Genomic DNA, 18,426 nt, shown 5'->3' with positions numbered 1-18,426 from the left:
GCCTTTCCTCCGGCGTGAGCACGGAAAGGATATAATCTTCAGGACTAACCTTTGTTGTCGCTTTCATCTTAAGCACTCCCTTTCATTGACTTTCTTATCTAAGACAATAAGCCAGTTATCCCATTGGCATGAGTAGTGATAGGTTGGTTTGACTTTTATTGCTCTCTTGAGTTCTTTCATCATTAATTTTCCCATCTTAACTTTCTGCCTCTCATAGTATAGTAGCCATAAAATTATGAAATTCCCATGCTTGTTAAAATGTCAAGGGGCCTCGCTTGCTCTAATTTTTGCTTGCTCCACAGTCTCCCACATTCAGCAATAATTGATAAATTATCAATAGCTGTAAAGTGATAAAGTTTTTGAATCCCATGTTTATCAAGAATCTTTTTCATTTCGTTGGCTACTGGATGAAGGGATATAACCACTTTTGAACAAATCCTCCAACTTAAACATTAATTTCCAATAAGTTATTTGTATCATTCCCAAAGATGTCCACTACCTTAACTAACACCTGATAGTTTCCTGGTTTCTTATAAGGATAGGAGCATTTTATCTCTAAACTTGGATGCTTCCGTGTTCTAAAGAACTGCCACCGTGCAAAAGGTTCTACCCTCCTTATAGGAGAAAGAGTGCAAATAGTCAAGAAAGAAGTGAAGGGGTTTCAAAGGGGGTATTTCTTTAAGACCTCCTGATAGTCCTTCACCTCCTCTTCCTTCCCCCTCTTAAGATAACCGTTGATAAGAATCCGACACTTTCGGTGGAGCTCCTGGATGGTGAGTCCCCGCATCTGAGGGGTTAAAACTCCCATTTCCAGGATCTTTACTAGGGCTATCACCCGGTACCTATCAGTACCCCAACTGCGCTGGGAGAGTTGATTGGCATGCCCTCCCCTCTTGACGATCAGCCTTTGAGGGATGAGGAATACGGGAAAGCGGGATGCCACCCGTAACCACAGGTCATAGTCCTCACAGACAGGTAGACGGGGGTCAAAGGCCCCAACCTGTGCGAAAAGACCCCTGCGCATGAGGGCTGATGAAAGGCTGATGATACAAAGGGGGAGGCAGTGGGAATAGATCCACCCTGAATATTTGGCGTGTTTCTTCTTGGGGTTGACCCTCACCCCTCGCCTGATCCAGATCTCATCGGTATAGCAGATCTGGGCCTCAGGGTGCTGATCCATAAAGGCGACCTGCATCTGGAGTTTTTTTGGCAACCAGAGATCATCGGAATCCAGGAAGGCGATGAATTCTCCTCTGACGAGCTCTATACCACGGTTGCGGGCTGCACTGACCCCTTGATTGGCCTGATAGGTATATATTAACCTATCTCCATACCTCTTGAGGGCCTCTCCCGTACCATCGGTGGAGCCATCGTCCACCACGACCAGCTCAAAATCCCCATAGGTCTGGGCGAAGACGGAGTCCATTGCCTCAAGCAAAAAGTCCTTCCTGTTATGGGTAGGGATGATCACCGATACCCGAGGCATGCACCTCCTCCCCTTTTGCCCTTCTTTAAATAATCCTACCCAACATTATTAATTATTTCCTTTGAAGATACACGATATGGGAAAATACGGGATTATGTTTTAATTACAACTTTTAAAAATGGGCAATGGAAGGGATATATGGACCTAATTAGCAAATTATGTCGCTTAATAAGTCCAAATAATCTGACAGAAGCCTTGTTATGAGAAAATTTTTTCTGACCCTCTCTTTCCCTTTATTACCCATCTCTTGTGCCATCAAAGGGTCCTTAAAAATTGTTATAATCATCTCTGCAAATTGTTCTGTATCATAAGGTTCAACTAAAAAGCCTCCTTCACCGTCACTTATTTGGAGAGGGATTCCCCCCACATTTGTAGCTACAACCGGCTTTCCCTTCCATAACGCCTCAGTTATTGCAAGGCAGAATCCTTCCCTTATAGATTTTTGGACCAAGACAGAAGAAAATCTTTGTATAGCATTAACAAGAATATGGTCCTTACCCACAACAAATATAACTTCGCCTCTATCTATGAACTTTTTGGCCTTACGATATACTTTAGAATATATCTCTATACCTTGGGGGTCATCCAACGCCAGATCATAGCAATAAACCAACCTGCAATCGATCTTTTCCTTTACACGTTTAAATACCTCAAGTAAGCCTTCTGGATCTTTCCAGGGATCCATTCTTGAGACCTGTGTGATAATCGGTTTATCGTTTGGGATACCCGCTTTTTTCAGATATTTTAATATGTCTTTTACAGAGAGTTCCTTGTTCTTCAGGGACAGAGGATCAATAGCGGGAGAAATAATCCTATGCTCTACCGGCAGATCTTCTTTTTGATATTTTTCACTCGAAAAGACAACCATGTCATATTTAAGGATAAAACCTTTCAGGAATTCCCAGAGTCCCTTATTTGGATCTGTCAGGTCTATATGACACCTCCAAACCCATGGCTGCCTCTTCCTGTAGAACCTTATGAGGGGCAGCGGCTGTGGGTCATGTACAATTACACAATCAGCATCTATGTGGCAATAGACGGAGAAGGCCTCATTGGCTCCGACATAGAGTTGCTTTTTCATCTCGGAGAGGTTTATCTTGTTGCCCTGAAGGGCATTATGAAATTTTTTGGTTATAGTGAATAGATCTGGCGTACCATGGAGGATCCTCCAGTCTGTCTCTATCCCTACATTATTCATGAGTGACACAAAGGGGTTTAATATCTCTGCTACACCACCGCCATAATACGTAGAATTGACGTGTAATATACGCTTTCCGTAAAGCCTCCTTGCCTTCCTGTGTATCGCGGATATAGCTTCATCTCCTACAATTTCCCTATAATCCTCCAAACTACGCATATCCATACCTCCAATTGTTTTAAAAATCCCTTCTCATCCTTGCAAACGACAATGAATATCTATTGATCCATTTTTGGGAAAACCCTCTTCCAAATCCCGATGACCTTCTGCTATAAAGATGCCTTCATTCCCTATTCATCGAATTATAGGCAATTTGTCTTATAACTTTAATATCTCGAGTGGTGATAATCAATAAGTATTTATGTGGCTAGTGAATGCCGCCAGGGTGTTGGCCAGATCATGAGTGGTGGCCTCATGACACGACAATGTCCCCGCGGCGCAGTAGGCGATCAACTTCACGCCGCGGGCGCCTGCGGCGTGACCTTCCCTGGTCTTCCCCAACTCCTGGGCCAAGGCATACCTCTTGATAGCCCTTTCATCCAGATCTACGACCCTGGGCCAGTAGGTCTCCCCGACCCCCAGGACGAAATCCTCTTTGATCAACTCCTGAAAGTCTTCAAAGGAGAACCCCTTGCTGCCCTCATACTCAGGAAAGGGGGGGATCATGGAGGGGGTCAAGACGAATATCCGCAGGGGAAGATCTCGAGAGTCCTCGATGAACCAGGCAACCCCATTCTTGCCAGCGGCATTGGCGATCATAGCTGACTCCGAGACGGCCGTGGTGTTCCCATGGGGGACGGCATAGCGGGCGTATTCAGCACATTGGAAGATGCTGTCCAAGTGGGTGTGAGGATCGATAAAACCAGGGGTGATGTACATCCCACTGGCATCGATGACCTGGGTGCCATCCCCTATCAGATGACGGGGGTCCTTTCCCACATAGACAATCCTGGCCCCTTTAATCCCCACCGAGCAGTTTTTCTGTATCTCACCGGTGTAGACATTGACCAGGGACCCGTTGAGCATCACCAGGTCTGCTTTCTCTTGGCCCAGGGCGCTCTTTATCCGCCCCCCTATTCTTTCCCCATTATCCCCACCTGCCCGCATACCATCGTCCTTTAACCTTAAAATGACCTTTTAATCAACCTGAATTTCCTATTTCATATTTCCTCTTGAGAAATTCCATCCCGGACTGAGGGTATAAGGCGTAGATTAAGAAATCTTTCGTCGTGCGAGCGATACCCTTGGGCGCCTCCTTGGCCTTCTCCATCTCGGGCTCTAAGACATCAGCAGCACGACAATCAATAGGTGTTTCCCCACGAGGGTAGCCCGTAAGAGCGATCTTTTGTATCTCGGGGTTTACCGGTGCAGGAGGCCTTCCATAAAGGCCATAAAAGTAGTCCTTTACCTGTTGGGTGACCACCTTATAACGGCCAAAAAGGACATTAAGTACCGCTTGTACGCCGACGATCTGGCTGGTGGGGGTGACCAAAGGGGGATACCCCATGTCCTTGCGGGTATGGGGAATCTCCTCATAAACCTCAGGCAGCCTAGCGAGGGCCTTGGACTCCTTCAGTTGTTGAACGAGGTTGGAGATCATTCCTCCGGGGATCTGGTGTTTGAGGACTTGGGTATCAATGACCGCTACCCGGGTGTCGTTAAGAAGCTCCCGATATTTCCCCACCATCTCCTCTACATATTCGCTCAATCGGAAGATAAGATTGAGGTCTAAACCAGGATCCCTTTCTGTCCCCAAGAGGCCTACCAAGAGGGGTTCGCAAGGAGGCTGAGAAGAGCGCATGGCCAAGGGGGCCAGGGCGGTGTCCACGATATCCACTCCAGCCTCAGTAGCCTTGAAATAGGACATTGAGGCCATTCCACTCGTGTAGTGACTATGGAGTTGAACAGGGATATCCAACTTCCTCTTCAGGGCACGTATCAACTCATAGGTGTCAGGGGGGGAAATCAAGCCAGCCATATCCTTTATACAGAGGGAATCGGCCCCGATCTGCTGCAGTATCGTGGCCTTGTTTACGTAGTAATCCAGGGTGAAAACATCTCCACCCATTCTATTCTCAGTGAGGGAATAGCAGAGGGTGGCCTGGGCGTGCCTTCCACACTCTTTAACGGTCTTTATGGACACTTCCAAGTTTCTTTCATCGTTCAAGGCGTCAAAAATTCGGAAAATATCTATCCCGTTTTCTGCAGCCTCTTGGATGAACTCCTTCACCACATCATCTGGATAATTTCTGTATCCTACCAAGTTCTGACCGCGGAGAAGCATCTGTAATGGTGTCGTAGGCATCAACTTCTTCAAAGTATGAAGCCTCTCCCAGGGGTCTTCGTTGAGAAACCGCAGGCAGACATCAAAGGTTGCACCACCCCATACCTCCATGGAGTGAAAGCCCACCTTGTCCATCTCTGGTGCTATCGGTATCATGTCCCCGATACGCAGCCGTGTGGCAAGGATTGATTGGTGGCCATCTCTGAAGGTCGTGTCAGTAATACGTAAGGGGGAAGAAGTCATCTTATCATCTCCTATTTTTTCATCCTTTAGTGCCAGCACCTGAGAGTCTCGTCTTTAAGGCATTATCAAGAATTCAGGCTGTTACCAAAGTCCGAGAATGGTAACAAAAGGGCAAATTTCTGTCAATCCCGATTCCTCTTGCCCTTACCAATGGGATATGGTTTCCCCCTTGACCTTAGCCTGCTTGTGTGCGATATATTTTTCTACATCTATCATCAAGGAAATGGCGGGAGGGGGGGTAATTATGCGAATTCGGCAACCCGGAAAGGTCCGAGAGCAACTGTGGTTTTTGGGCCGCGAAGAATCATGCGTCTATCTTTTGGAAGGATACAATGAGTCCATGATCGTCAGCGGGGGCATGAGTTACCTGGTGCCTGACCTGATCCAGCAGTTTGCGGTATTCGGCATTGACGAGACACAAATCACAAAACTCCTGATCCTCCATGCACACTTCGATCATGTGGGTATTGTCCCCTTTTTTAAACGTCGCCATCCTGAATTGGAAGTCTACGCCTCAGCGCGTGGCTGGAAAATCCTCCAGATGCCAAAGGCCATTCATACCATCAATGAGCTTAGCCGCAACGCTGCCAAGCGAAGGGGAAGGGAGGAAGTTTATGCCACATACGACCTAGATTGGCGAGATGACATCACAGGGACGATCATTTCCGAAGGGGATCGAATCGATCTGGGCGATCTCGATGTCTGCATCTTCGATACTCCAGGTCATTCCTCGTGCTCTATCTCAGCTTACGTGCCCCAGCTCAAGGCGCTCTTTGCCTCGGACGCTGGAGGCATCCCATACAAAGAGACGATCATTGCATCTGGAAATTCCAATTTCACCGAGTTTCAGCAAAGCCTTGAGAAACTAAAGGCCCTCGATGTGGAATACATCTGTGCAGACCACTATGGGTATGTCGGTGGAGACGGGGCCAAGGATTTTATCCGACAGACTATCGAGATCGCCAGGCAGCATCGCGCTTCCATGGAGGAGGCTTACCAGCGGACAGGGGATATCGAGTCCACTGCCCGAGAATTGGCAAGCGCCTTCTGTAAGGAAAATCCCGACTGGGTCGCCTCCCCTGATATCATGGAGGTGGTATACCACCAGATGGTTCGGCACATTGCCAATGCCATGGAGGGAAAAGCATAGACAGTTATTTCTCCAATAACCCTTTGCTTTCACCAAATGGATATACAGGGAAAGTTTCAAGCCTTACAATATCTATCCATGAGGCCCTACTTGCAATCAGCCCTTTAGCATCAGTATCTATAACATTTATAGTCCTACAACCTTGAAGATCAATAAACTCGAAGATAACCTTCACTCCTTCTGGCCATTTCCAGTTCTCTCTCCTCTTCTCCACCTCCACTTCATCCTTTGGTTCCCATGTACAAATATTCATAAAATACATATCAACACCCCCTGTATATTTATTTTCTTTGCAATAACAATTATACCAAATTAAAATTTTTTGGGAACAAATTTTGGGTTTTTTTTGCATGTGACAACTTTAATCGTTCCCAGATCGTAACTTCTCCTTGACATCTACTCTTTTATTCCTTAAATATACACGCGGCATTCCAGCTACTTGCGACTGTAGTAGAAAAACTTGATGCAGAGACATTTGCGGGGCTGATGTTATAGTTGGCTGTATTTTTTAGCATTTGGGAGGAATTGAATGATGCCACCCATCGCGAAAGTTTCAGTGATCGGTGCCGGAGCTATGGGCGCCTTCTACGCCACTAATCTTTTTGACATGGATAAAAACTGTATATCTCTGGTAGCCAAAGGGGAGCGCTATGACCGACTCAAGCAAAAAGGATTGATTGTCAACAATAAGCATTACTCGCTGCCTATAATTAAACCGGAAGATAAGACACCACCCTCTGAGTTCATCATCGTAGCCGTAAAACATCACCATCTTCGAGAAGCCATTCAGGACATTGAGAACAGGATAGGTGAAAACAGCCTGATAGTATCCGTCATGAATGGCATAGACAGTGAAGAACAGATTGGTGCCGTCTATGGGATGGACAAAGTGTTGTACGCCGTTGCAGTTGGTATTGATGCGGTTAGACAAGGCAACAGCATAACCTATACCAAACAGGGAAAGTTATTTTTCGGTGAGGCCAAAAATCCCGTTCTTACCGAACGTGTCAAACGAGCGCAATCTCTTTTCGATCGAGCAGGGATTGCCTATGAGACACCAGATGATATGATTCGAATCCTCTGGTGGAAGTTCATGATTAACGTTGGAATCAATCAGGTCTCAGCCGTATTGCATGCGCCCTATTCGATTTTCCAGACGTCCCAAGAGGCCAGGGAGCTCATGGAATCGGCCATGAGGGAGGTCATGAGCATTGCCAAAGCAGCAAAAGTCCATTTATCCGAAGAAGATATAGAAAACTGGTACTCGGTTTTATCTGGGCTATCACCACAGGGGAAGACCTCCATGCTCCAGGACATTGAGGCCAAAAGGAAGACCGAGGTAGAAATGTTTGCAGGCAAGATGATCGAACTTGGCAGAACGTATGGAATTCCAACGCCGGTGAACCAAACCCTCTTTAGATTAATAAAGGTTATAGAACAATCTTTAGATTAAGGTCAGGATTTTGGGTTTCCGTTCGCTGGAGAACTAGTCGTTGGAAAGGAGGGGAAAGATGTAAACGCCTCAAAAATAATAGGTCAACCAAAGAAAGACGCTATCAGGAGCCTTATTGAGGAAATTGGTGCCCGGTATTTTGAATCCACCGTATTCCGTACCTCTTCGGCCATAATATATATTACCCCCAAAGGTTATCTGGACGTCTTCAAATATATCCCAGACAGCCCGGGGTTGAATTATTCCCGAGGGATCAGCCAAGTTATTGATCACAGTCAAATAGACATTGAACAGAGGGTGTAACTCCACCCTGATGTGGCCGCTTAAGTAAGTCCGGCCTAAGGTAAAGAGCTCTCCCCGGTCCAAACGTTCGGAAATGTCCGGACCAGTAAATGCCTCTGTGTATTCATTGTGAGATAACCCGTTAAAATAAAACTCTATAAACCCGTAAAAATTCTTTCCCCACCACACCCAGGAGTAATCCATATTCGCTACGAGGGACAAGTAGCCCTTCTTGCCCCTATCTTCATTCAGGAAGGTCCATACTCCGTCCAGACGCCAGGCCGCATCTCCAAGGTATCCAGTGCTGCCAAAGCCGATCACTGCATCTTTGTAGTGTTTCGCAGCCATGATATCAAACTCGGTTGTGCCCCAGGCAAAGTGCAGCTTTGCTGCCAGAGAGGATTGGTTCCATTGCACATTTTCCCTTACCAGGTCTCGCCTCGGTACATACAGGAACTGGAACTCACCTATTTTGTTCACGGAGAATTGGGTGGACACCATGTCATCTCCGACCTTGTAGTCCCGCTCGATATCCGCCGGAGAAAAGGGGTTGAAAAGGTCCATGGGGTTAAACAGCAGGCCGTTCCCCCACGTGACCGCCTGCCGGCCGATGGACACAACACCCCATTTCGGCAGCAAGGTCAAGGAGAGCCGGTCTAAGCGGTGATACAGGATATAGCTATCATCCTCATGAATGGTTCCGGTCAAGTCCATCAGGCGACGGTCATCTTCCAAGGGGCGGCCGATCATTAAACCGGCCTTGAAAAGGTCCGGAAAAAGCCGCTCCAATTCTTTTCCCTTACGTCGTGTATCTCCCCCTGAGAGGATAGCTTCATAATGAGCCTCGAAATACCCCCACTTTCCAAAGAAAAGCTTGTTCTTCACTCGGACCTCAGCGTAACCGTCATAGTAAGGCCCAGTGCCCACAGGTTGGAAAAATGATTCGTCTTCAGTCCATGACACGCCCCCGCGGACCTTGACATGCCCACCCCACTCCCATTCGATCTTCTTATACCAGGGTGCGGGAGACAGCGACCGGGTTTCGGAAGAAGCGGATACAGATTGGTTTAAGGAATCAGATGAGGCCCAGGAGGATGTAGGAACGATGTGAGTTATAATAGTCCATAAAAAAATAAAGCCAATAAATGGAGATGTCTTTTTTAAAGTTTCTTTATTCATAAACTCGAAGTCAGTAGTCAAAAACCAGAGAAAATTAATTCAAATTATCGAATTCTACCTAACATCTTCTGACTCCTGACTCTTGTTCTCTCTTTTTTAATTTTCCCGGATCTCGTCATCCACAACTAGGCCGTCTCTGAGGTAAACGAGCCGGCGGGCATAGTCCATCACCATCTTATCGTGGGTGGAAAAGACAAAGGTGACCTTTTTCTTCTCATTCATTTGCTTCATCATTTCCAAGAGACCGGCTCCGGTCTTGGAATCCAGGTTGGCTGTGGGCTCGTCCGCCAAGACGATGGACGGATTGGAAACGATGGCCCGGGCAACAGCCACCCGCTGCTGCTGCCCGCCGGATAGCTCGGCTGGACGCCGGTCGTACATGTCTGCGAGGCCCACATCATCCAAGATGGCCCTAGCCCGTTCCCGCCGCTCAGACAGTGGCACGCCTTGCAGGAGCATGACAAACTCCACATTTTCTAATGCCGACAGGACCGGAATGAGGTTATAGGCTTGGAATACAAACCCGATCTTGTGCAAACGTAAGCTGGCCAGCTCCGTTTGGGTCATGTTATTCAGGGTATTTCCATCGAGGAGGACGCGGCCTGAATCAGCTGAATCCAACCCGCCGATGATATTGAGCAAGGTGGTCTTCCCTGACCCCGAGGGCCCGGCGATGGCGATAAAGCCTCCCTTTTTGATGGACAGGCTCACGCCGTTGAGCGCCTTGACTTCCACTTTGTCCTGTCGGTACGTCTTTTTGATGTCGGTGCATTTCACGATGTTCATATTCTACCTCCTATAAGAAGGTCCGTAAACGCTCAGCGATCAGCAGTCAGCTCAAAGCTGATAGCTGACGTTCAATGTTTACATTCAAGCTCATCCAAGTCATGTGTGCGCCAAGGCCTCTACCGGGGTGAATTTGGCCGCCTTTACGGCCGGATAAACACTAACCAGAAGTCCCAGAAAAAAAACCACCAAGTTGGCCATGACCACATCTTTAACTGAAATGACCGGGCAAATCACCCGAGACATACCCGCAAATTCCAGACCGGCGGCAAGCGAAGAAAGATCGATGCCGGTCCCAGAGAGGGCAAGGATACTCAAAAAACCCAAGCTGTTTCCGATGACCATGCCGAAAACCAGGAGAAAAAACGATTCTGTGAGGACCTCTTTGATGATCCACCAGGGCTTCATACCCAATGCCTTGAGCAAGCCGAACTCCCGTATCCGCTCAAACACGGCCATCAGCATGGTATTCACAATGCCGAAGCCCATGGCAATAAAGACCACCAAAAACCACAAGAAGATAAATCCGTCATAAAGCTTCAAGATGGCGGTAACCAGGGGCAGGATCTCTTGCCAGGTTTGAATTTCATAATCGGTGGAGGGTAGCTCGGTCCGCAGGGCGTTAGCCACCTGATCCGCTTCCTGATGAACGGGCAGGATGATGGAGACTTCGGAAATGCCTTGCTTCAACTTCAGCATGTGCTGGGCCGCGGGCATGGTGACAAAGACAAACTGCTTCTCTGTGGCCGCCATCTCGGCCCGGAAGATCCCGACAATGCGGAAGGCACGGGAGGCTATTTCCCCATCAGTATCCTGTGACATGAGAACCAACTTGCGGCCCAATTTGGTCTCAAACTTGTCCACCAAGGCCTTGCCTACCACAATTCCATATTGGTCGTCAGGCTTCAGGTAACGTCCCTGGGTGACCGCCTGCCCAATGAACGAGATGGTGGCCTCTCTGTGGGGGTCGATCCCCACCATGCTGACACCGCTGGAGTGGCGAGCGTTGCTCGCAATGGCGTTGACCCGAACACGAGGCGTCCACTCGGCACCGGGGGGCAGGAGCTTTGTGAGGGAGATTTTTACCGCCTCAGGCTCGGTCATACTGTTTTCGATGACCGGGTCATTTCGATAGCCCCTGTGGTGCACCTGAATATGTCCGGTGAGGGTAGCGATCCCGTTTCGGACCATCTGGTCGGCGATTCCCCGCATCAGCGCACCCAAGAAGATCATGCTCCAAACCCCAATAATTACCGCGGTCATAATGACCAGGGTCCGCCTGGGGTTTCGCCAGATGTTTCGCCATCCTAATTGGAAATACATGGGGGAAAACCTCCAATCAGGAGTCAGCAATCAGAAGTCAGAATAGATTTGGAATAAGCATCAAGTAGCTTACTTACCTCTTCCAATTGCGACATCAATTTGTCTATATCAATGTATCTTAGATCACCTGCAAGGATTAAGAAATATCTGACTTCTGTCTCCTGGCTTCTGTTTCCTGAGTTTACCCCGCTCTCATCGCTTCCACCGGGCGGAGACGCCGGACCTTCAGGGCCGGATACATGGCGGTCAAAAAGGTGATGACCAACACCAACCCCGCTCCTATTGACACGGAAAGCACCGAGAGCTTTGGAAACATCCGCTCGGGCAAACCATACTGACGCATCAACTCGGATGTACCGGAAATGACGATGCCATGCACCTGAAAATACCAGGTAACCAAGCTTCCGGCGATGATGCCGATAAGGATGCCCACCATGGTTATGATGGCTGATTCAATCAAGAGGAGCTTGGTCAACCGCCACGGAGTTGTCCCCATGGCCATAATGACGCCGAACTCCTTGGTCCGCTCGAAAATAGCCATCAGGAAGGTATTTAAGATACTGAAGGCTACCACCACGATCAAAATGATATAGAAGATAAACCCGCTGACCAGATCCATCTGAATGCTCTGGATCAATCCGGGCATGAGCTCCATCCAATCTAAGGCCACCAGGTGGTCTTTCTTTTCTGTGTTTTTGATAGCGGCCGCCACTGCCTTTTTTATCTCCGGCACGTACTCCAGGGATTTGCCAAGGGCTACCACTTCGTGGACGGCCCCGTACATGCTGTACATATCTTGAAAGTACGTGAGGGGGATATGGATAGAGGAACGATCAAATACGTCCTGGCCGGAACTGAAAATTCCTTTTACACGAACCACGGTGGCCGCGATGGAGCCGTCACGCCCCTGGCCCAGCACAACCAGTTCATCGCCCAGGCCCACTTGCAGGTTCTTGGCCAGAAGCTTCCCCACTAAGGCTTGATCGGTGTCTCCCTCAGACAGATAGCTCCCCTGGCGGATCAATTTCTTGAGGGTGGATACCTTGGCTTCCCTCATCGGATCAATCCCAATCACCATGACACCATAGGTTCTTTCCTTGGAGGAGACCAGTGAGAAGGCATTGGCTCGAAAGGTATAAGCAGCCACCTCTGGAGTCTTGTCCAGAATACCGCCTACTGCAGCCGGGTCGTGCACCACCAAGCGCATGTCCCTCTTATCATTATATCCCTCGGCCTGCACCTGCAGGTGCCCGGAATGGATCTTTACCGCGGTATTGATCATGGTGTCATAGGAGCCAAACTGAAAAGACAACATAAAGACCAACAGCAGGCTGGCAAATGCGATGGCGGCTATGGTTAAAATGGATCGCCTGGGATTTCGCCAGATATTCCGCCAGGCCATTTTGACGTCTATAGACAAGATATCCTACCTTCTAGGGTTCCTTAATGCAGACAAGGTAAAGAAGCTACTCGGCAGATCTTGTTTAAACGTGAGCTCCTTATAGTCTAAGAGCGTATACTCATCCTGCACGTCTGCCTTCTGCATTTTCCACACCTTGGGAAATAGTTTGCCACCCAGCATCTGGATCTGATGGCCGGCCATGGCCTTGACCAGCTTGAGGTCCTCATCATAAAACTCCTGGTTCAATAAGATATGGTCCTCCCGAATTCTCAGCCTTTGCATGCCCCACACCACCGGCGCTTCAGGTTTCGGCATGGACTTGATAACGTACACCTTTTTTCCGTTATGGGTCTCAGTACCCGCAATCGTGTGAGTATAATCTTCTAGGATGCTATCCGACTTGGCCAGGTCGTTATTGGAGAAATCTGATCCCATCCAGGCCTGGGACATCATCGAGGGTGGGATCTTGATAATCCGGTTGACCTTGGGATTATACATCCACATCTCCCGACCTCTCTTGAGGGTGCCGTTGCCATGATCCTTAGGAGGGGCAATGATGACAAAAATGCTGTCTTTCTGCCCTTTAGTCCAGGCTTTGATAGTCAAGATTCGTTCCCAATTCGGACGATGAATGGTCATATCCACCGTGCAAATAGAGGCCTTCCCCCGGTAATAATTCACGGCGGCCTCCACCAGGGCCTGGCCGTCTTGTGCTGTTGCATTCGTGCTTAGATCAATAAAAAGAAATAAAGATAACCACAAGACCAAGATTAATTTTTTTGTCATAGTGCACTCCTTCATCCCCAGCTAAGTCTAGATGGGCATAGGCTGGCACGATGTTCTCAAAAAAAAGCTGGTGTACCCTTTAAAAACCAGCGTAGTTAATATATAGGGCCAACTCTAGTTAGATCAAGTATTAAATTCAAAATTGGCACTGATAGATCAGGGAATAAAATAGGTAGGGAATAACCAAGTTTAAACAAGAGAAGGTCTTTGATGCCATGGAATGATCGGTCCGCCACAGGCGGGCATGCCTTTCAATAGATATCCTTTGGCCAGGAAACTCCTTCTGAACCTCTATTTCCTCCTCCAAGGGCAACAACACCTTCACCTATTGGCTTCGTCATTGAATTTGCCCCCTCTGTATCCCTCTAAATCCAGGGTCACCCTCTGGAAACCTATCTCACCGAGTTGACAGGAGATGTCCTCACGGAGATCTAAGACCTTCTTGATATCCTCTTCGGCGACCTCAACACAGGCGATATCTTTGGGGATCAGGCGCACCCTGACCAATTCAAGGCCCAAATCCCGCATAAAGGTCTCGGCCTCCTCTATCATCTTCACCTTTCCAACGTGATGGGTTCTTCATAGGGGATCCTGGTGGCAAAACAGGCAGAAGGAGGGCGTTCAAACCCGGGTATGTCATAAACCTTGGAGTATTTCCGTATATTATCCTTGGTAAACCTGAGTTCTCTCAACGGAGTCCTGATCCCCATCTCCTCCTCTGCCCTTATCCCAGGGCGAAAATCTAATTCATCGCTGGCGTTGGTGCCGGTGAGGAGGGGAAAATCGCCGGGGATATTCCCCTTCATGGCCTCAAGGAGTCTCTTTTTACAATAATAACACCTCTGTGGAGGATTGGAGGCAAATAGTTCATCGTCAAGGATGAAGGAGCTGTCCAGCAGGAGGTGTTTTATCCTCCTGGCGCGGCAAAATTCTATGGCAAACTCCATTTCCCAGGGGGGGGTCAGCGGGGATTTAATCGTCAAGGCCAAAACCCTTTCCTTCCCCAAGACCCCGGCGCTCATAGCCAGGAGAAAGGTGGAATCCACCCCTCCTGAATAGGCGATGGCCACCTTTCCGAGTTTTTCAATATAGTTTTGCAGTCCTTTTATCACCTGCCTCTATCTCCTCTTCAACCCCTTTAGACACCTGTCCATGACCGTCCTTAATCCTCCCCTTTTGCCCGTTGGAAGGCCTCTGTGTTCACGATCCCCTCCTGCATCCAGACGGCCATTGCCCATTTTCCCATCGCCTCTTCCACTATGGGAGGTACCTCTTCTGCTCGGCGAAATATGAGGACGAGATCTATCGTTCCGGGTACTATCAATTAATACTAATATTGCCAATGAGATCTTTCTCTTTTTTTAGGGCATCTCTTAAAGATTCAGCACAGTCTTGGCTGCAAGTCATAAACATAAGGTCGATCCCGTCTATCTTAGCCTGCGAGTTATTCGTGGTTACGATAGCGGGAACAGTTTTATTCGCTACAACAAGAAACAACTGGATAATTTTGCCTTCCTTGTCCGCGAGATCACTTTCCTGTTTGACCTTTGCACCAAGGCCAAATACTTCAAAATCTTCTGGTATCCTTTTGTTGCACCATGCACAGGTATTCATAAGAGGTTCTTGTTTCACATATCCTTTTTTCTTACCCATATAAAATCTCCTTCTTTTTTTTCTTCCTTAACTAGCAGTGTCTTCTGTACATCTATTAGAATTTTTTAAATTATAGGGACAGAACCTATTACTTTGCAAGGAATGTAAATTGGAGGAAATCATCAAATTTTACCTCAGATGAGGATGTAAGACAACTAAACTCTTTAGTTTAGTCCTCCCTTGTACTAACCCTTTCACATAACTCTTTTATTAAACAAATTTTTTGACCACATTTAATTATAGCGAAATCCTTTTGTGATATCATTTTCTATTGAAATTTTCTATTTGACATATTTGATTTTTAAATGTTATCGTAATTACTCAATTAAAAAATAATGCCTCATATTTGTCATAAAAAATAGGCAGAGAAATTGGGTTCCACCGATTTGACCCTCATTTCGGAAATCTCCCCTACCCTTCAAAGGAAAGGGGGCGTTTTGTACTTTTTACAAAACCATCAAATATGGGAAAGGAGGATATTGCAATGGCACGTCAATTTTGGACACCGAGGACATGGATCATTTTAGGAGGATTGGCCTTCGGGGTACTTGCCTCCCTTTTGACTAAGTGGGGCAACCCGGCAAACATGGGCATCTGTGTTGCCTGCTTCTACCGTGATATTACTGGCGGGCTTGGGCTACATAGGGCCTCGGTAGTGCAATACCTGCGCCCTGAGATCATGGGTTTTGTAATTGGTGCCTTTATCTCTGCTTATGCCTTTAAGGAGTTTAGACCCAGAGGGGGTTCCTCTCCAATAATTCGCTTTATTCTTGGTGCCTTTTTCATGATCGGGGCATTGGTCTTTCTTGGCTGCCCTATCCGGGCACTGATCAGGCTTGCCGGGGGTGATCTTAATGGTATTCCTGCCCTGGCAGGTGTAGTCTTGGGGGCATTTATTGGCATCCAGTTCTTAAAAAGGGGTTATAACCTTGGCCGTGCTAAAACTGTATCTAATATCTCGGCCTGGATGATGCCGTTATTTATGGCTGCACTGCTTCTTTTGATCATCTTTAAGCCACATTTTCTCTTCTTTAGCCAAAAAGGGCCTGGTTCAATGCATGCCCCGCTCATTCTCTCCCTCTTAGTAGGGCTTTTTGTCGGTTTTGTAGCTCAAAAGACCAGGATGTGCTTTGTGGGGGGCTGGAGAGACATCATGCTGGTCAGGGACTTTTACCTCTTTAGTGGGATTGCCGCCTTCTTCTTCGGGGCAATAATCTGTAACTATGTGCTGGGTAACTTTACATCTGGTCTTTACCACTGGGGCTTTGAAAACCAACCGGTAGCCCACACCAGTCATCTCTGGAACTTTTTAGGGATGGTTCTGGCCGGTTTAACCGCTACCCTCTTAGGAGGATGCCCCTTACGCCAGACAATCCTTAGCAGCGAAGGGGATACTGATGCCGGGATAACCGTTTTTGGCCTTATTGTGGGGGCCGGCTTTTCCCATAACTTCCTTCTGGCCTCAAGCCCTAAAGGCCCTGGTGCCTTTGGCCCAGCAGCAGTGATTATAGGACTAATATTTTGTCTGGTTATTGGCTTCTTGATGATGGAAAGGTGAGCAATGGTCTTTAAACGAAAGAGAAAACCCTCCTTTGAAGGGGGAGGGCTTTTGCTGTTTGAAAAGGTGGAGGAGGCCATAAAGGCGGAAAAGGTGCTTAAAGGAGCGGATTACGTGGTTAAGCTAGTTGCCCCACCTCCCACCTTAAGAAAGGGATGTGATTTAGCAGTAGAGATAAATCTTGTAGAACAGATGGGGATAGAGAGGTTATTTAGACAAAAAGATGTAGCCTATCTCGAGGTCGTTCCCCTAAAGGGGGGTGGGGAGCTTTTGGAGATTGTTAAGATCACAAATTTCAAAGAAGCAACCATGGTTAAGGCAGGCAACATGAAGGTTACTTTTGACAGGGATACGGGGATTATCTTAAATGCCTCTGGAGGAGGCTGCCCAGATATCCCCTATCTTCATGCCCAACTGATCGACAAAAAGCTTACCGATGCACCCAGGCCTAAGGAGATCGGCTTTACCTTATGTGCCCTGATGATGGATCGGGCCTTTGAAGAATGCCTGCTGCTCTGGAGGAAAGGAGGAGGTTAATATTATGCTTATCTCAGGGACGGTCCCTATAAAAGATCTGCCCCTGACCATGGGAGAGGTCAGGTTTGAAGGGGAATTTCTGGTTGTGAATGATATCAAAATCCCTTGTACTCAGGGTACTGCCGCTTTAATCAGCGCAACAGTGGCTACCACTGATTACCTAAAGATTGATCCTCCCAAGGTATTGCTTGTAGGAGATAATGGTGAGGGGATGGGAAGCAGATTACTCTATGAATATCTCATTAAAAATATCTCTGATCTTTTGCCAGATGTACTGGTGCTGCACTACTGCCTCCCCATTATGGACTTAATGAGAAGGCTCTTAGAATCTGTGGAGAGGTGCTCCAAAAGGCCGATCATGATTGCTGATGCGTCCTCGATGTATGCGGCCAAGGCAGCAGGACTGGCTTCAAAATTTGACATTTTTACACCGGATGCCACTGAGATTGCCTTTTTAGCCGATCCTGACGCCACCCATCCCGCCTATATCAACAGACACCTTTTTGATACCGATGTAACCCGGACCCCTGAGTTGGTAGATGCTGCCTACCAGCTTAAGAGTGCAGCAAAGTTGTTGTTGGTCAAGGGGGAGATTGACTATGTGGTTGAGGAGGGGGAGATTATTGATACCGTTTCTGAGCCCAACATACCTGAATTGGAGGCCATAGGGGGAACGGGTGATACCATTACCGGTCTAGTGGCTGCTTTTGCCTATGCTGAACTGGAATTACATGAGGCAGCTATAATTGCAGCCAGGGCAAATCGCATGGCAGGCAAATTGGCCCGGGCTACGCCAGGTACTAAGGTCTGGCAGATCATCTCCCAATTTCCGGCCGTGTTTAAGGAATATTTATGCGAGTGGAGTGGTGTCTGTTATGTAGAATCTAACAGATCAATGTCATTGACTTAAGAAAAGGACATGGTGAAATATTTCTTTAATTAATACAGAGAAAAATTAAAAAAGGAGGAAATAGCAATGGTTGAGGTAGATGTGCGGGGTTTTAGTTGTCCCATCCCTGTAGTGAGGACAAAAAAGGCTATTGAGGGAAATCCAGGCCAGCCGATCACGGTTCTGGTAGAAACTGCAGTCTCAAAAGAGAACGTAT

Annotated in this window: 21 protein-coding genes; 6 read left to right on the top strand and 15 right to left on the bottom strand. The window is 47.6% G+C overall.

The annotated features are described in order from the left end of the window. Positions 1–233: 233 nt before the first annotated feature. The 5 genes from JRI46_08945 to JRI46_08925 all read right to left on the bottom strand — a co-directional run bounded on the left by JRI46_08945 (position 234) and on the right by JRI46_08925 (position 5,211). Entirely contained in the window at positions 234–425 is a 192-nt protein-coding gene (locus tag JRI46_08945; GenBank protein MBW2039708.1) for a hypothetical protein, read from the bottom strand. Positions 426–661: 236 nt separating this feature from the next. Further along, positions 662–1,486 (bottom strand): glycosyltransferase, encoded by an 825-nt coding sequence (locus JRI46_08940; protein MBW2039707.1) that lies wholly within the window; start codon positions 1,484–1,486, stop codon positions 662–664. 148 nt (positions 1,487–1,634) lie between these two features. After that, positions 1,635–2,843, bottom strand: coding sequence for a glycosyltransferase (locus JRI46_08935; GenBank protein ID MBW2039706.1), 1,209 nt, complete (start codon positions 2,841–2,843; stop codon positions 1,635–1,637). A gap of 189 nt (positions 2,844–3,032) precedes the next feature. Beyond that, positions 3,033–3,791 carry an adenine deaminase gene (locus JRI46_08930; protein MBW2039705.1) on the bottom strand — a complete coding sequence of 253 codons (759 nt, stop codon included), beginning with the start codon at positions 3,789–3,791 and terminating at the stop codon, positions 3,033–3,035. Between the two features lie 34 nt (positions 3,792–3,825). Beyond that, on the bottom strand, positions 3,826–5,211 hold the full coding sequence (locus tag JRI46_08925; protein MBW2039704.1) for a pyruvate carboxylase subunit B: 1,386 nt from the start codon (positions 5,209–5,211) through the stop codon (positions 3,826–3,828). A 244-nt stretch (positions 5,212–5,455) separates the two neighbouring features. Between JRI46_08925 and JRI46_08920 the strand changes: the two genes are divergently transcribed. Beyond that, entirely contained in the window at positions 5,456–6,361 is a 906-nt protein-coding gene (locus JRI46_08920) for an MBL fold metallo-hydrolase (protein ID MBW2039703.1), read from the top strand. Positions 6,362–6,365: 4 nt separating this feature from the next. On the opposite strand, the gene JRI46_08915 is transcribed toward JRI46_08920, so the two are convergent. Continuing rightward, complete coding sequence (locus JRI46_08915; protein MBW2039702.1) at positions 6,366–6,623, bottom strand: hypothetical protein; 258 nt, start codon at positions 6,621–6,623, stop codon at positions 6,366–6,368. A 270-nt stretch (positions 6,624–6,893) separates the two neighbouring features. Here JRI46_08915 and JRI46_08910 point away from each other — a divergent pair, with 270 nt between their 5' ends. Continuing rightward, on the top strand, positions 6,894–7,814 hold the full coding sequence (locus JRI46_08910) for a ketopantoate reductase family protein (protein MBW2039701.1): 921 nt from the start codon (positions 6,894–6,896) through the stop codon (positions 7,812–7,814). 69 nt (positions 7,815–7,883) lie between these two features. Here the strand turns inward: JRI46_08910 and JRI46_08905 are convergent, their stop codons facing one another. From JRI46_08905 to JRI46_08865, 9 genes are all read right to left on the bottom strand, one after another. Further along, a complete protein-coding gene (locus tag JRI46_08905) occupies positions 7,884–8,981 on the bottom strand; it encodes a hypothetical protein (protein ID MBW2039700.1) in 1,098 nt (365 codons plus the stop codon). A gap of 390 nt (positions 8,982–9,371) precedes the next feature. Further along, the gene (locus JRI46_08900) at positions 9,372–10,061 is read right to left on the bottom strand and encodes an ABC transporter ATP-binding protein (protein ID MBW2039699.1); all 690 of its coding nucleotides are present in this window, start codon (positions 10,059–10,061) and stop codon (positions 9,372–9,374) included. A 99-nt stretch (positions 10,062–10,160) separates the two neighbouring features. Further along, positions 10,161–11,384: an ABC transporter permease gene (locus JRI46_08895; protein MBW2039698.1), complete on the bottom strand. Its 1,224-nt coding sequence runs from the start codon at positions 11,382–11,384 to the stop codon at positions 10,161–10,163. Between the two features lie 181 nt (positions 11,385–11,565). Beyond that, positions 11,566–12,786, bottom strand: a complete 1,221-nt coding sequence (locus tag JRI46_08890) for an ABC transporter permease (protein MBW2039697.1) — start codon at positions 12,784–12,786, stop codon at positions 11,566–11,568. A 24-nt stretch (positions 12,787–12,810) separates the two neighbouring features. Then, the gene (locus tag JRI46_08885) at positions 12,811–13,572 is read right to left on the bottom strand and encodes an outer membrane lipoprotein-sorting protein (GenBank protein ID MBW2039696.1); all 762 of its coding nucleotides are present in this window, start codon (positions 13,570–13,572) and stop codon (positions 12,811–12,813) included. Between the two features lie 321 nt (positions 13,573–13,893). Further along, entirely contained in the window at positions 13,894–14,124 is a 231-nt protein-coding gene (locus JRI46_08880) for a hypothetical protein (protein ID MBW2039695.1), read from the bottom strand. A gap of 2 nt (positions 14,125–14,126) precedes the next feature. Beyond that, positions 14,127–14,684, bottom strand: coding sequence for an ATP-dependent sacrificial sulfur transferase LarE (locus tag JRI46_08875; GenBank protein ID MBW2039694.1), 558 nt, complete (start codon positions 14,682–14,684; stop codon positions 14,127–14,129). 50 nt (positions 14,685–14,734) lie between these two features. Beyond that, the gene (locus JRI46_08870) at positions 14,735–14,896 is read right to left on the bottom strand and encodes a CoA-binding protein (protein ID MBW2039693.1); all 162 of its coding nucleotides are present in this window, start codon (positions 14,894–14,896) and stop codon (positions 14,735–14,737) included. After that, positions 14,893–15,225, bottom strand: coding sequence for a hypothetical protein (locus JRI46_08865; protein MBW2039692.1), 333 nt, complete (start codon positions 15,223–15,225; stop codon positions 14,893–14,895). The genes JRI46_08870 and JRI46_08865 overlap by 4 nt, the downstream gene beginning before the upstream one ends. Positions 15,226–15,709: 484 nt before the next feature. Here JRI46_08865 and JRI46_08860 point away from each other — a divergent pair, with 484 nt between their 5' ends. The 4 genes from JRI46_08860 to JRI46_08845 form a co-directional block, all read left to right on the top strand. Continuing rightward, positions 15,710–16,783: a YedE-related selenium metabolism membrane protein gene (locus tag JRI46_08860; GenBank protein MBW2039691.1), complete on the top strand. Its 1,074-nt coding sequence runs from the start codon at positions 15,710–15,712 to the stop codon at positions 16,781–16,783. Between the two features lie 51 nt (positions 16,784–16,834). Continuing rightward, positions 16,835–17,320: a DUF3343 domain-containing protein gene (locus JRI46_08855; protein ID MBW2039690.1), complete on the top strand. Its 486-nt coding sequence runs from the start codon at positions 16,835–16,837 to the stop codon at positions 17,318–17,320. 4 nt (positions 17,321–17,324) lie between these two features. Beyond that, complete coding sequence (locus JRI46_08850) at positions 17,325–18,230, top strand: sugar kinase (protein ID MBW2039689.1); 906 nt, start codon at positions 17,325–17,327, stop codon at positions 18,228–18,230. Between the two features lie 66 nt (positions 18,231–18,296). Further along, a partial coding sequence (locus JRI46_08845) for a sulfurtransferase TusA family protein (protein ID MBW2039688.1) occupies positions 18,297–18,426 on the top strand: 130 nt, incomplete at its 3' end.

This window comes from Deltaproteobacteria bacterium (assembly GCA_019308925.1).
GTDB lineage: Bacteria > Desulfobacterota > B13-G15 > B13-G15 > RBG-16-54-18 > JAFDHG01.
This window is presented reverse-complemented; position numbering and strand designations above follow the sequence as displayed.

Bases quoted from the DNA above. Each gene is read 5' to 3' on its own strand.
- JRI46_08895 (MBW2039698.1), bottom strand. From the start codon at position 11,384: ATGTATTTCCAATTAGGATGGCGAAACATCTGGCGAAACCCCAGGCGG.
- JRI46_08880 (MBW2039695.1), bottom strand. From the start codon at position 14,124: ATGATAGAGGAGGCCGAGACCTTTATGCGGGATTTGGGCCTTGAATTG.
- JRI46_08920 (MBW2039703.1), top strand. From the start codon at position 5,456: ATGCGAATTCGGCAACCCGGAAAGGTCCGAGAGCAACTGTGGTTTTTG.
- JRI46_08865 (MBW2039692.1), bottom strand. From the start codon at position 15,225: ATGGGTAAGAAAAAAGGATATGTGAAACAAGAACCTCTTATGAATACC.
- JRI46_08925 (MBW2039704.1), bottom strand. From the start codon at position 5,211: ATGACTTCTTCCCCCTTACGTATTACTGACACGACCTTCAGAGATGGC.
- JRI46_08885 (MBW2039696.1), bottom strand. From the start codon at position 13,572: ATGACAAAAAAATTAATCTTGGTCTTGTGGTTATCTTTATTTCTTTTT.
- JRI46_08915 (MBW2039702.1), bottom strand. From the start codon at position 6,623: ATGTATTTTATGAATATTTGTACATGGGAACCAAAGGATGAAGTGGAG.
- JRI46_08890 (MBW2039697.1), bottom strand. From the start codon at position 12,786: ATGGCCTGGCGGAATATCTGGCGAAATCCCAGGCGATCCATTTTAACC.
- JRI46_08860 (MBW2039691.1), top strand. From the start codon at position 15,710: ATGGCACGTCAATTTTGGACACCGAGGACATGGATCATTTTAGGAGGA.
- JRI46_08900 (MBW2039699.1), bottom strand. From the start codon at position 10,061: ATGAACATCGTGAAATGCACCGACATCAAAAAGACGTACCGACAGGAC.
- JRI46_08930 (MBW2039705.1), bottom strand. From the start codon at position 3,791: ATGCGGGCAGGTGGGGATAATGGGGAAAGAATAGGGGGGCGGATAAAG.
- JRI46_08910 (MBW2039701.1), top strand. From the start codon at position 6,894: ATGCCACCCATCGCGAAAGTTTCAGTGATCGGTGCCGGAGCTATGGGC.
- JRI46_08940 (MBW2039707.1), bottom strand. From the start codon at position 1,486: ATGCCTCGGGTATCGGTGATCATCCCTACCCATAACAGGAAGGACTTT.
- JRI46_08935 (MBW2039706.1), bottom strand. From the start codon at position 2,843: ATGCGTAGTTTGGAGGATTATAGGGAAATTGTAGGAGATGAAGCTATA.
- JRI46_08850 (MBW2039689.1), top strand. From the start codon at position 17,325: ATGCTTATCTCAGGGACGGTCCCTATAAAAGATCTGCCCCTGACCATG.